Here is a 12,008-nt window from a genome sequence, read left to right as displayed (position 1 = left end):
ATAAGGAATAGGGGAGGCTTAGAGCCTTTGTTTGACGGTGGCCGTTGCCCGGAATGTAGATAAAAGGAAAAATGGAGCGGGTGATGGGAATCGAACCCACGTATCTAGCTTGGAAGGCTAGTGTTCTACCATTGAACTACACCCGCGGAAGGCCGATAGATCATTCTTATAGGGTTTTGCGCGGGAAAATCAAGAGGAACCCGATTACAGCGGCAAGGAATTGAAAGTTCGCCTAAAAAACCCGCTGGCTCCACAAGAATAGAAAACTCTTGAGATTTGTGATAGAAATGCGTAAGACTGCGAGGCCTTAAGCGGCCTTACAGGGGTATAGCTCAGCGGTAGAGCGGCGGTCTCCAAAACCGTAGGTCGTGGGTTCAATCCCCTCTGCCCCTGCCAGTTTCCGGTATTCTTGCGTTTTTTCGCTTTTCCCCCTTGTTCAATTTCTCTACCGTTACGGCATGAAAACCCACCCTGATAAACATTGCGGGCATCTGCACAGTTTTGGCCTCGACCAGAAGCAGGAGGCGGAGCGGCGCACCCTGATCGTTTTGGTTATTACCGTGGTGACTATGGTTGTCGAGATCGCGGCGGGGATCCAGTTCGGGTCCATCGCGCTGCTGGCCGACGGGCTGCATATGGGGTCGCACGCTACGGCTCTGGGGATCAACGCGCTGGCCTATGTCTATGCCCGTAAATACGCGAACGATCCGCGCTTTACGTTCGGGACGGGCAAGATCAACGCGCTGGGCGGCTATACGGGCGCGGTCCTGCTGGGCGGGTTTGCCGTGACGATGGTCTGGGAGGGCGGGGAGCGTTTGCTCTACCCGCAGCCCATAGTCTTCGACTGGGCGATCCTCGTGGCGGTTGTCGGGCTGGCCGTGAATGCCGCGTCGGTTCTGATCTTGAACATCGGCTCGGACGGTGGTCATAGTCATCAACATGATCACCACCATCACCACCCGCACGATCATACCCATGATCATTCGCACGAGGATCATTCCCATGACGATCTAAATTTGCGGTCGGCCTACCTGCATGTGCTGGCGGATGCGCTCACCTCCGTTCTGGCGATTTTTGCGCTGCTGGCCGGGAAGTATTTCGGCGCGGTGTGGCTTGATCCCGTCATGGGATTCGTCGGGGCGGTTCTGATTTTACGCTGGTCGTGGAGCCTATTGCGGCAGACGGGCCTCAGGCTGCTGGATTATCAGGCGCCGGAGGAGATTCATGATGCGGTCCGGCAGGCGATTGAATCCGACGGTCAGACCGAGATTTTCGATCTTCATGTCTGGCTGATCGCGCCGGGGGTTTATGCGGCGATTATCGGGATCGTCACCCACGACCCGCGGGAACCGGATTATTACAAAAGCCTTCTGCCCGCTGCACTTGGCATCCGGCATCTGACGGTGGAAGTTCATGCCTGCGCGGATGAGGTGTGCCGAACTGCTTCAGGTTAAACGGCTTACTGTTCGAAAGCAGCCCGTTGATGCGTTGGCGCTGGACTTTTATCCCCGGTCAGGAGGGCGTAGAGCTGATGCTGTCTTTCCGGCGTCATTCTGGCGAAGCCCTTGAGCGCCTCTGGGCCGAATTTATGTTCGGCGTGGAGATATTCGTCCGGGTTGTTGTCAATCAGGACTTCCATGATCTGGGCGCGGTAAATCGCCTTTCCGACCACAAAGCCGAACTCCTCGTGCAAAGCTGCGGGGGTGAGGGCGTTTTCCTGTACCCGCGAACAGAGGGTCACCGAGCGCTGGCGCACGTCGCGGATATAGCGCAAGAAGGCTACGACGTCATGATTGGTCTGAATGTCCGGGGATTTTTCATCGTAGGAAATGAGGGTGCCGGTGATATCGCAAAAGACGCCTGCGGCGACAGGCATTTCCTCCCCGTCTCGCATATCAAATCCCGAAGGTTTCGAAAAATCCTTCTTCACGCTTCACCCGTAATTCTTGTTGGGCCAGTTTAGCAATATTATCGAAAACTGACAAATTCTGTGATATCCGTTCCTATTCCGCGTTTTGTTGTGATTCCTCCTGGTTCTTTTTGTCCTCCTTCATGACGTTCATGATGCCCATGAGACCGGAGACCATCTGTTCCGCGCTTTGCATGAACTGGTCCTGCGACTGGCTGAGCTGTTCCTGCAGGCCGGCGGTGGTCGCCAGGACGCTTTGCTGTAAACCCTCGATGGACTGGCACCCGGCCTCTCCTCCCAGGGGGGAGCAGACGGAGACCTCGCCCGTGCGGGTATCGACCCGGTAGACCGCCGGAATCGTTCCGGCGCTGGCGATCTGGTACCTCTGGTGGGTCTGGGCGTGATAGAGAACCGCGCCCGCAACGATCAGTGCGCTGAGAAGGAGTGATAAGGCCGGAAATTTTTTCATCATGGCACCTCAGAATGAATCTAAACTCCTCAGGCAATTTTTGCAAATCCTGAGGATTTTATTCAATCTCAAACGTCACCTGCACCGAGGCGGTGATGTTGATCTGGCCGAACCCTTCGCTTTGGATCTTAGGGCCTAATTCAGATGGATCTTCATCTTCAGTCCTTACATTAAACGCGACAACATAGAGTTTGTTCCAAGATGGAGAGGTTGAGGAATCCTCAGCCTTAATTTCCAAAGGCTTAAGGACTTTCATGCCCAAGGGCTCGGCAAGCGAAAGGGCCTTTTCCTGTGCCGCCTTCATGGCCATGCCGCGCGCCTGATCCCTGTATTTTCTAAAATCAGTGCTCAGAAATTCGACACTGTCAATTCGGCTCAGTCCCAGTTCAAGACACTTGAATATCACGCTTTCAAACGCTGTAGGGTCGTCGAGAATGATTTTCATGGTTCTTGATAGGCTGTAATACTCAATTTGCTCCGAGTCGCATTTGCCAAGCCTGATCAGCTCGAAACCGCATTTTTTGTATACGGGTTGAACGGTTATATAGTTCGTTTGGATGTGCTCGCTTTTTACCTTTTTCTCCTGTGTGAGGAAGGTTTTAAGTGCTTTCACGCTTTCGTCATTTTTTTTGTGTATCTCCAGAACATTCAATCCCCGTTTTTCGGCTGTTAAAGAAATGACAACCTGATCTGGGGCGACCAAAACCGTTGCATCGCCCGAGACGCTTAGCGTGCGTTGCTCCTTTTCATTATCAATTTTTTCTAGGGCATTCGCAGTAAAAGAGAAAAATCCTGACAGGCAGATGATGAGCACTAGCTTTTTCATGCATTTTTTCTCCAAAACGCTTTACACGGAAAACGTAATCTCCCGCAGTGGATTTTGCAAATCATTGGGAATTTATTCAATCTCAAACGTCACCTGCACCGAGGCGGTGATGTTGATCTGGCCGAGGGCCAGTGCGCCCTCCCCTTCACCGCCTGCTGGCGGTGCGGCCTCTTGAATAACGTTCTGGGTCATCTGGTTATAAGCGCGAGGTCCGCCGCCGTAGCCGTGCCAGTAAAAAGAGGAGAAATTCTGGGTGTTGACGGACACGGGCTTTCCTATCTTTACCCCCAGTACCGCGGCGATGGCTTCGGCCTTTTCCTTGGCCGCTTTTGCTGCCTGCACTCGGGCGGAATCGCGGTGCTTGCGGAGTTCGGTGGTGATAAACTGGATGTTGTCGATGTGTGTTACGCCCATCTGCAGGGCTTTTGCAACCAATTCCTCGTAACGGGAGAGGTCATTCAGCCTTATCTGGATGCCCTTACGGACGCTGTAATAGACGATGTCCAGAGGGTTGCAGCGGCCGCTCATTTCATCCTCGTAATTGCAGGAGCGGTAGGTGGGGCTCACGGTGGTGTAGTCGGTCTGGATGTGTTCCCTTTTCAGCCCTAAGGTTTCCGTTACGTAAGAGACCAGCCCCTTCACCGCCTCGTCGTTTTTCTTCTGAGTGGCGCTGAGGTCGGGGCCGCGGCTCTCAGCGGTCAGGGAAATCAACACCTGATCGGGGACGACGCGGATTTCGGCTTCGCCGCTGACGTTGATGGTGCGGGCGCCGATGGTATTCACAGGAACACCCTGCGCTGAGGCCGGGTTGGTCCAGAACCCCAAAAAAAGAACCGTCATAACGGCGAGAAATGAGCGCATGAGATATCCTCCAGAAAAAGCGTGTTTCCAGACCCTAGAGGATTCTGCGGTTGCCGACAACTGAGTCACGCACGAAATGAAAAACCGGGCCTGTGGCCCGGTTTTCCGGTATTCCGTCTGGCTATTAAACCCGCATATTCGGGGCGCCCATGGACATTCCGGGGCCACTGCCGCCGGGACCGTCGAGCTGTTTCTCGGGCGGTCTGTAGGCCATCTGCGGGGTCTTGATGTCCTCTTCGGGGGTGCCGAGAGGCGTGCGCAGATCGGTCGCTTTCGGGTTTTCGACCTTTTGGCGGTTGAACAGATCCTGATCGAGCGCCTGGAAGAAGGCACCGAATCCGGCCAGACCTGCGCGGGATGTGGCAATATCATTCAGCCCGTCCAGAGCATCGCGCATCTGATCGAGATTGCCCATCGGGCCGAGCGCCTGGTTCAAGTCGTTCCAATCCACACCCTGAAGGCTCATGCTGACGGCCATTCCGTTGATCGTGGCCCGGAAATCGCTGTAGATGCCATCATTGTCGTGGTGGTGGCCGACCTGCCATATTCCATGTTCATTATCCGGGTCATAGGTGTGCCAGCCGTCTTCGCGGTGCAGGGTGCTGAGGGCGACTTCCCGATTACCACTGCGGGCCTGCAGGAGTTGATCCGTTGTGACTTCCAGCCTGTCGCTCAAGCCGAGCTTGTCGCCTGTTGTGCTTCCAACTTCGAGGAGATCGGTGGCTACGCCCTCCTTAGCAACGCGCTGTTGCTGCATATTGACCAGATCGATATCGGTCATGCGGAGATTAACGGAACTAAGTGCATTGTCGAAATATTCTTCGCGGGCGAGATCGTTGCGGTCGATATCCACGCCCGTTGCTAATATGTCCTCAATATTGGCTCCGGCCAGAACCCTTTCATTGACATTCGCGTTCGGATCGGCCACGTCCCTTTTCTGGCCGTTTTGCTGGCCTGTGAGATCAATTCCCTGGGTCATATCCGGCATTTCGAAACGAAGCAATGACATGTCTTTGTTTTCCTTTTGTTTTGTTCGCGGTGTGCTGACCCTTTTGGCGCACACTCCCCCTCATTTTCTAAACTTATACAAAATTCTACAGCATTTGTAAATTTTTAGCAAAAGTTAACGAAACGGCCTGAAAAAGAGCCTTTTTTAGGGGTTCCTGGCCCGTGCCTCCCCTATTCCTCGTGGGCGAACTCGCGCTCCAGATTCGCCTCCTTTTGCGTGGTTTCGGCGCCTTTTTCGCCGATTTTTTGCGCCGCGAAAAGGACTGCCGAACAGCCCACGGGGAAGATGATCTCGTTGATGCAGCGGGTGGCAATGCCCAGCGGGGGCAGTGGCTCGGTGGCCATGGTGACCATGAGATAGACAATCGTGCCTCCGAAAACGATCCCGATCAGCAGACCCGCCAGCAGATTGTGCCAGAGGCTTAAGGACGGACGATTCGAGAGGGTGCCGATAATCAAGCCCAGCGCCGCGTATTCCAGAGCCTTTATCGAGACGATCAGGACGGGGGACGGACCGCCCACTGCGGCTTGCCCCGCGATGGCCAGCGCCTGCGAGGCGCTTTTGTGCAGGACTTTGGCGGTATAGAAGGCGACGGGCGCAGCAATCAATCCAGCCAAGCCCATCACCTGCGGGCGCATTTTTCCTGCGGCCATGCCCACTGCTACGCCGCTGCAGACCAAAGTGGACCAGGAGATTTTCTGCACGGCGTCGGCTATAATCGCGGCGGTCGCATTATCACTGCCAAAATAAGCAGCGGCCAGAATCAGAAGGATTTCCATTCCCAAGCCCAGCAGAACCGATAGCCACGCCACGTTCAGCAAAGTGGTCGCCAAGGTCTTCGCGGGTTTTTCCTTTGCCGTCATTTCTAAACCGCCTTTTTTATGAAATCTTCCACGCGTTCTGGAATTCGGTTCCAGTAGCCCCGGTCCGTGATGTAGCCGGTCACATAGCGGGCAGGCGTGATGTCGAAGGCGGGATTGGCCGCCGGGGATTGGGTGATTTTAATTTTTTCAATCGCTCCGCTGACCGTCTGGCCCTCGATATGGGTGACCTCTTCCGCGCTGCGCTCCTCAATGGGGATATCCTCGCCTTTTTCCAGCGTGTAGTCGATGGTCGGATAAGGCAGAGCCACATAAAAGGGGATGTTGTTATCGTAAGCGGCCAGCGCCTTGAGATAGGTGCCGATCTTGTTGCAGACATCGCCATTGCGGACTACGCGGTCGGTGCCGACGATGCAGAGGTCAACTTTTCCGATCTGCATGAGGTGGCCGCCGGCATTGTCAGCGATCACGGTATGCGGGACGCCGTGCTGCGCGAGTTCGAAGGCCGTCAGGGAGGCGCCCTGATTGCGGGGGCGGGTTTCATCGACCCAGACATGGACGGGGATGCCCTCGTCATGCGCCATGTAAATGGGGGATGTCACGGTGCCGTAATCGACCGTGGCCAGCCATCCGGCATTGCAGTGGGTCAGGATGTTCAGAGGCTTGCCCTGTTTGTTGCGGGCGTATTCGCGCAGGAGCGGCAGGCCGTTGAGGCCGATGCGGCGGTTAATCTCCACATCCTCGTCGCAGATTTCCTTGGCGCGTTCATAGGCGGTCTTTATTCTGTCCTGACCCTGAAAGGGTTTGACCGCCTTGAGCATCTCATCCAGCGCCCAGCGGAGATTGACGGCGGTCGGGCGAGTGGCGAGGAGAAGATCATAGGATATTTTCAGGTTTTCGTCGGAGGCGTCTTCCCTCAGTGCCAGACAGAGGCCGTAGGCGGCGGTTGCTGCCAACAAAGGGGCACCCCTCGTCCACATTTCCTTGATCGCCGTTGCGGCCTGATCTCTTTGCGTCAACTCGACGAAAACAAGCTCCCACGGGAGTTTGCGCTGGTCGAAAATGCGAACGGACCAGCCGTTCTCCGTGAGTTCGATCGAGCGGTAATGTTTGCCGTTTATTTTCATGGCGCCCCTGCTCAGGCCGGGATTTTTTCCGGCTCGATCTCATCGAAGTTTTTCACGACGCGGTGTCTGCGGACATCGTCCTGAATTCCGTCGCGGTCGAGAACGATGACGCTCATACCGGCTTTATACGCCGCCTCGATTTCCTGCGTGTTGTCGGAGAGGAAGAGAATCTGCTCCGGCGGAAGGCCGATCTCGCGAGCGATTTTCTCGTATGAATCCTGCTGGAGCTTGGGTCCGGTCGTGGTGTCGAAATAGCCAGAGAAAAGTGTTGTCAGGTCGCCCGCCGATGTATTCGAAAAGAGCAGCTTTTGCGCGGCGACGGACCCGGAGGAGTAGATATAGAGTTTGAGGCCCGATTTTTTCCAGCGTTTCAGGCCCGTCACGGCGTCTTCATAGATGTGGCCGTGCAGTTCGCCTGCCTCGTAGCCCGCCTGCCAGATCATGCCTTGAAGGGTTTTGAGGGGCGTGAGTTTTTTGTCTTCCTCGATCCAGCGCTGCAAAACCTCGACCACCTCTTCCTGAGTCAGACCATGGTTTTTTTCCTCGGCGCGGACATCGTCAAGAATCTGCGCGATTTCCTCGCTGTAATCCTCGACAAATTCAGGGAGGTGCTTGTAGGCATAGGGGAAGAGGACGTCCTTGACGAAGGAAATCGAACTGGTCGTGCCCTCGATGTCTGTAAGGACCGCTTTAATATTTGACTTGGTCATTTTTTTTCCGTTCTAAGCCGCGTGTTTTTCGAATTTAGGGAATTTGTCGGCGATGTCGTCGCCCGTGAATTCCGCCACCCAGCCCTCCGGGGTCTGGAAGAAGCGGATGCAGGTGAAGGACGGTTCCGGCCCCATATCGAACCAATGCTTGACCCCCGCCGGGACGCTGATGAGGTCGCCGCGGCAGCATAGCGTCATGTAGAGCTTGCCGCCGGTGCGGAGGTAAAATATCCCCTCGCCTTCTACGAAGAAACGCACTTCGTCTTCGGCGTGGGTGTGTTCGGAGAGGAATTTGTTACGGGCTTCGATTTTTTTCGGATTGTCAGGGGAGAGGCGCACGACATCCACGGTGTTGTAATTGCCGATTTTCTTGAGGCGCTCTATATCGTCGGCATACGATTCCATCACGGCCTTGTCGTCGGCCTCTTTCGGCAGGATCGCCTTGGGCGTCCAGCGTTCGAAGGTCACGCCGATTTCGTGCAGCTTTTTAGCCATCACTGCGCCGTCATCCGTATCCAACTCGGCGGTTTTTGGATCGTTGTCGGGGAAAATCGTCAGGCGGCTCATCGTCTTATGTCCTTTGCCAATTTCAGCATTTCGAGCTCGCAGGATAGCAGAACTTCGAGGCCTTCGACAACCTGCGCGGCTTCCTTCATGGTGCGGCCCCAGCCATAAAGCCCGTGGCCACGAATGAGATATGCGGGCGTTTCGGGGCGGTCGCGCAAGACCTCCTGCACCTGGGCACTTAAGACTGTCATGTCTTGCGAATTGTCAAAAACAGGCAGCATGACCTGCGTTTCATGGGTGGTTACCCCTGGAAAGACCTTTTGCAATTCATAGCCCTGCAGCGTGAGAAATTTTTCCTTCGGAAACAGGCGGGTCAGGACCACGCAGGGGATGGAATGGCTATGCAGGATGGCCTGCACGTGCGGGAACATCGCGTAGAGAAGCGTGTGCAGCAAGGTTTCTGCGGACGGCTTTTTATCCTCCAGCGCGATTCCTTGAATATCCAGGCGCATGATGTCCTTTTTCTCAAGAGTGCCTTTATGGGCGCCGGACACTGTAATGGCGATCTCGCCCGATTCAAGGCGCATCGAATAATTCCCCGCCGTCGCAGGGGCAAGGCCTAGTGTGTCCAGCCTGTTTCCAGCCCGGATGATCTCTTCGGCGGCGCGGTCAAAGCCTGTCTTCATGCTGTTTCTTATAGGCAAAAGCCCTTCCGGGGGCAAATACTATCCTGCGTCGGCGTTAAGAGTCCTCTTGTCTTCTTTTGTTGTTGAACTGTGGCCCCGATATTGCATTATGAGGGACTCAATTTTATTTTTTATTTTATTTTCCGAGGGAGTCCTTCGTTATGACTGTTAATGGAACCCGCGTAACTGAGCTGTCTACGATACTTTCCACAGATATTCCCCGCGGATGCGGCTGCCCCGTCTGTCAAAACGATTCGGGTACCGTTCATCAGGATGGCACCCCGTTTTTCGATCTTGCGGTTCTTCCGGGCGGCGGGGGTACGGTGACCCCGCCATCGATCGGCCTGAACAATGCGGGTGAGCTTCTCAGCGGGAATGAATGGGGTCCGGGCGGAGGCGTTGCGGCCAATGTGAGCTACAGCTTTCTGAATGCAGTACCCTCCTATTACGCTTCGAACGCGCAGGAACGCACAAACTTCCAGCCTTTCACCAATGCTATGAAAGAGGCGGTGCGGGATATCCTTGATTCCATCGAAAGCTTTGCGAATGTTACTTTCAGCGAGGTCAGCGGGGTCGGCGATATCACGTATGGGCAGGCGTGGCTGACCAGCACCAATTCCGATCCCGGCGCGTGGGCTTATTATCCCGATCAGGGGAATTTCAGCGGCGATGTCTGGACGAATATCAAATACGCCTCCGCGACTCAGAACGTCACGGTTGGAACCTATGGGTTCTTTACGCTGATGCATGAAACGGGACACGCCCTTGGCTTGCAGCACTCCTTTACCGCCGGACTTACGGGTGCGGAGAATACCGAGCAATTCACCGTCATGGCCTATGACTGGTCAACATGGGGTTCCTCGCAATATGCCGAGAGCTATATGCTTTACGATATCGCGGCGTTGCAAGAAATCTATGGTGCGAATACGGCTTATAACACCGGAGACACTCTCTATAATATTTCCGATGATTCCCCGCAGACGCTGTGGGATGCCGGAGGGGCGGATACGATCAACACCAGCAGCGTGAGCGCTGATGTCATTATCCATCTTGAGGAAGGCGGGTTCAGTTCCATCGGCGATACGAATACGCTGGCGATTGCCTATGGCACACAGATCGAAAAGGCCGTGACCGGAGGCGGCGATGATTCCCTTTACGGGAACTCCGCTAACAACGTGCTTACAGGCGGCGGCGGCGACGACAATTATTACGGGCAAGCCGGTAACGATACCTACATCTTCACGAGCGGGCAGGATGCCGTCACGGAAGCAACCGGGATCGACACGGTGTCCTTCGATGCGGTCTGGGATCCCGGCGATGTGACGGTTACAGGAGATATTCTGACGCTGTTGTCCAGCGTGAACCGGATTACTTTTAACGATATCGATCTGATCGAATTTTTCTCGTTCGCCGGGTATGCGGCGATGACGCTGGATGAGCTTTTGTCTTTCGGTATCGTCACAGACGATGTTTTCACGGGCACTTCGGCGGCGGAGATTTTCGACGGCGGCGACGGCAACGATACCGTAGATTACAGCAATTCCCCCATCGAGGTGAAAGTCGATCTGCTCAAAGGCACGGCGTCGGGCGGGTTTGCCGAGGGTGACACGCTGGTCTCCATCGAGAACGTCACAGGCTCGGATGAGGCCAGCAAGCGCGATACTCTCTATGGCGGTAATCAGAAGAATATCCTTACTGGCCTTGCCGGAAACGATATTCTTGAGGGCGATGGCGGGGGCGATACTATCGACGGGGGGGCCGGGTTCGATTATGCCCGCTATACCCGGTCGAGTTCGGCCGTTCATATCAATCTTGAAACGAATGTCCATACGGGCGGCGATGCCCAGGGCGACCAGCTTTTCAACATTGAGGCGGTGACGGGTTCGAGCCATAATGATTCCCTGCGCGGGGATGCAGGCAATAATTACCTGCGCGGTGAGAACGGAAGCGATACGTTGTATGCCGGATACGGTTACGACCAACTTCATGGCGGGAATGGCTCTGACCTTTTTGTCCTGCAAGATATCGGGGGCGGCGGGCCTGTGGACCGAATTCTTGATTTTAATCTCGCTCAAGGCGACAAGATCGATATTTCTGACCTTCTGAGCGGTTTTGATCCCCTGAGCGACTCCATAGACGATTTTGTGCGGATTACCGATAGCGGCTCCAACAGCGTTCTGGCGGTCGATCAGAACGGTGGCGGCAATTCGTATCTTACGGTTTCCGTGCTTCTGAATGTCACGGGGCTGACCGATGAGGCCGATCTGCTTTCCGGCGGGACGTTGATCGCGGTCTAAAATTTTTCTTCAATTCTTTCGTTAAAAAAAAGCCCCGCTTAGAGCGGGGCTTTTGGAATTGATTCGAAGCCTTAAAAGCCTAGGCGGCCAAAGACTGGGAGGCTTTCTTGATCGCCTTGCCGATCTGGGCGTTGACAGGCTCCGCGCTTTCGGTGATCAGCTTGGTGCTGATTTCCGTGAGCTTGGTGGCGCCAGCCATGAAGTCGTCAAAGTTCGCCTGAGCGATCTTGTTCTGCACTTCCGCGAACTCGTTGATGGTCTTGCTGCTCATCGCTTCCTTGATGAACTGGGCCTGCTTTTCGGCAGAGCTTTGCGCGAGCGCCATGACTACGCCGACGAAGTCTTCCATGCCCTTCATGAAGATGGTGCCGGATTTGACACAGGCCTCGGAATAGTCGCGGCTGATTTCCGCGGCTTCCTTGGCGAAACTGTCAAAAGGAACGTTGATGTTGCTGTTTGAGTTGTTGGTGCTTTTTGCCATTGTCTTCTCCTTAATGGTATTGGTTGAAAATTTCTTTGCCGTGTCCTCTGAACCTTGCTCTATGTTCTTTTTGCCTTCCTGTTTAGCGACGGTTGCCTTGTCAGTCTTTTTTACTGCAATTTTTGCCTCCGCCCTGGGTTTAGCTTCATTTTTCAGGCTTTCCGCCTTCGGCTTGGCTTTCAGAACACTTACGTTCGCTGAAAGCTTCGGCTTCGCTGCGGAGGCCTGATTTCCAGACCCGTTATTGTTTGCGGACTTACTGTCTTCCGTCATTTGCACCTCCCGAGGGGTGTGTGAAAGCGTTT

Annotated in this window: 13 protein-coding genes and 2 tRNA genes; 3 read left to right on the top strand and 12 right to left on the bottom strand. The window is 54.8% G+C overall.

The features are described 5' to 3' along the window. Positions 1-72: 72 nt before the first annotated feature. Positions 73-146: transfer RNA gene (locus IPN28_03690), tRNA-Gly, on the bottom strand. A 175-nt stretch (positions 147-321) separates the two neighbouring features. On the opposite strand from IPN28_03690, the gene IPN28_03685 reads away from it, so the two are divergent. Both IPN28_03685 and dmeF read left to right on the top strand, forming a co-directional pair. Then, a tRNA-Trp gene (locus tag IPN28_03685) sits at positions 322-396 on the top strand. A 62-nt stretch (positions 397-458) separates the two neighbouring features. Beyond that, positions 459-1,454: a CDF family Co(II)/Ni(II) efflux transporter DmeF gene (gene dmeF / locus IPN28_03680; GenBank protein QQS57931.1), complete on the top strand. Its 996-nt coding sequence runs from the start codon at positions 459-461 to the stop codon at positions 1,452-1,454. Between the two features lie 5 nt (positions 1,455-1,459). Here dmeF and IPN28_03675 read toward each other — a convergent pair whose 3' ends face one another. The 10 genes from IPN28_03675 to IPN28_03630 all read right to left on the bottom strand — a co-directional run bounded on the left by IPN28_03675 (position 1,460) and on the right by IPN28_03630 (position 8,925). Continuing rightward, a complete protein-coding gene (locus IPN28_03675) occupies positions 1,460-1,930 on the bottom strand; it encodes a hypothetical protein (protein QQS57930.1) in 471 nt (156 codons plus the stop codon). 73 nt (positions 1,931-2,003) lie between these two features. Next, the gene (locus IPN28_03670) at positions 2,004-2,381 is read right to left on the bottom strand and encodes a hypothetical protein (GenBank protein QQS57929.1); all 378 of its coding nucleotides are present in this window, start codon (positions 2,379-2,381) and stop codon (positions 2,004-2,006) included. Between the two features lie 55 nt (positions 2,382-2,436). Then, positions 2,437-3,204: an SIMPL domain-containing protein gene (locus IPN28_03665; protein QQS57928.1), complete on the bottom strand. Its 768-nt coding sequence runs from the start codon at positions 3,202-3,204 to the stop codon at positions 2,437-2,439. A 72-nt stretch (positions 3,205-3,276) separates the two neighbouring features. Further along, positions 3,277-4,065, bottom strand: a complete 789-nt coding sequence (locus tag IPN28_03660; protein ID QQS57927.1) for an SIMPL domain-containing protein — start codon at positions 4,063-4,065, stop codon at positions 3,277-3,279. Between the two features lie 124 nt (positions 4,066-4,189). Further along, positions 4,190-5,074 (bottom strand): hypothetical protein, encoded by an 885-nt coding sequence (locus tag IPN28_03655; GenBank protein QQS57926.1) that lies wholly within the window; start codon positions 5,072-5,074, stop codon positions 4,190-4,192. 170 nt (positions 5,075-5,244) lie between these two features. Beyond that, positions 5,245-5,937, bottom strand: coding sequence for a hypothetical protein (locus tag IPN28_03650; protein QQS57925.1), 693 nt, complete (start codon positions 5,935-5,937; stop codon positions 5,245-5,247). 2 nt (positions 5,938-5,939) lie between these two features. Then, entirely contained in the window at positions 5,940-7,022 is a 1,083-nt protein-coding gene (mtnA, locus tag IPN28_03645; protein QQS57924.1) for an S-methyl-5-thioribose-1-phosphate isomerase, read from the bottom strand. 11 nt (positions 7,023-7,033) lie between these two features. After that, positions 7,034-7,732, bottom strand: a complete 699-nt coding sequence (gene mtnC / locus IPN28_03640) for an acireductone synthase (protein QQS57923.1) — start codon at positions 7,730-7,732, stop codon at positions 7,034-7,036. Between the two features lie 12 nt (positions 7,733-7,744). Next, complete coding sequence (locus tag IPN28_03635; protein ID QQS57922.1) at positions 7,745-8,299, bottom strand: cupin; 555 nt, start codon at positions 8,297-8,299, stop codon at positions 7,745-7,747. Next, on the bottom strand, positions 8,296-8,925 hold the full coding sequence (locus tag IPN28_03630; protein ID QQS57921.1) for a methylthioribulose 1-phosphate dehydratase: 630 nt from the start codon (positions 8,923-8,925) through the stop codon (positions 8,296-8,298). Before IPN28_03630 ends, IPN28_03635 begins: the two co-directional genes overlap by 4 nt. 161 nt (positions 8,926-9,086) lie before the next feature. On the opposite strand from IPN28_03630, the gene IPN28_03625 reads away from it, so the two are divergent. Continuing rightward, entirely contained in the window at positions 9,087-11,222 is a 2,136-nt protein-coding gene (locus tag IPN28_03625; protein QQS57920.1) for a M10 family metallopeptidase C-terminal domain-containing protein, read from the top strand. Positions 11,223-11,301: 79 nt separating this feature from the next. On the opposite strand, the gene IPN28_03620 is transcribed toward IPN28_03625, so the two are convergent. Then, positions 11,302-11,976 (bottom strand): phasin family protein, encoded by a 675-nt coding sequence (locus tag IPN28_03620; protein ID QQS57919.1) that lies wholly within the window; start codon positions 11,974-11,976, stop codon positions 11,302-11,304. Between the last annotated feature and the right edge of the window lie 32 nt (positions 11,977-12,008).

This window comes from Alphaproteobacteria bacterium (genome assembly GCA_016699735.1).
Taxonomy (GTDB): Bacteria; Pseudomonadota; Alphaproteobacteria; order Micavibrionales; family Micavibrionaceae; genus JAGNKE01.
This window is presented reverse-complemented; position numbering and strand designations above follow the sequence as displayed.

Bases quoted from the DNA above. Each gene is read 5' to 3' on its own strand.
- dmeF (QQS57931.1), top strand. From the start codon at position 459: ATGAAAACCCACCCTGATAAACATTGCGGGCATCTGCACAGTTTTGGC.
- IPN28_03670 (QQS57929.1), bottom strand. From the start codon at position 2,381: ATGATGAAAAAATTTCCGGCCTTATCACTCCTTCTCAGCGCACTGATC.
- IPN28_03665 (QQS57928.1), bottom strand. From the start codon at position 3,204: ATGAAAAAGCTAGTGCTCATCATCTGCCTGTCAGGATTTTTCTCTTTT.
- IPN28_03660 (QQS57927.1), bottom strand. From the start codon at position 4,065: ATGCGCTCATTTCTCGCCGTTATGACGGTTCTTTTTTTGGGGTTCTGG.
- IPN28_03655 (QQS57926.1), bottom strand. From the start codon at position 5,074: ATGTCATTGCTTCGTTTCGAAATGCCGGATATGACCCAGGGAATTGAT.
- IPN28_03650 (QQS57925.1), bottom strand. From the start codon at position 5,937: ATGACGGCAAAGGAAAAACCCGCGAAGACCTTGGCGACCACTTTGCTG.
- mtnA (QQS57924.1), bottom strand. From the start codon at position 7,022: ATGAAAATAAACGGCAAACATTACCGCTCGATCGAACTCACGGAGAAC.
- mtnC (QQS57923.1), bottom strand. From the start codon at position 7,732: ATGACCAAGTCAAATATTAAAGCGGTCCTTACAGACATCGAGGGCACG.
- IPN28_03635 (QQS57922.1), bottom strand. From the start codon at position 8,299: ATGAGCCGCCTGACGATTTTCCCCGACAACGATCCAAAAACCGCCGAG.
- IPN28_03630 (QQS57921.1), bottom strand. From the start codon at position 8,925: ATGAAGACAGGCTTTGACCGCGCCGCCGAAGAGATCATCCGGGCTGGA.
- IPN28_03625 (QQS57920.1), top strand. From the start codon at position 9,087: ATGACTGTTAATGGAACCCGCGTAACTGAGCTGTCTACGATACTTTCC.
- IPN28_03620 (QQS57919.1), bottom strand. From the start codon at position 11,976: ATGACGGAAGACAGTAAGTCCGCAAACAATAACGGGTCTGGAAATCAG.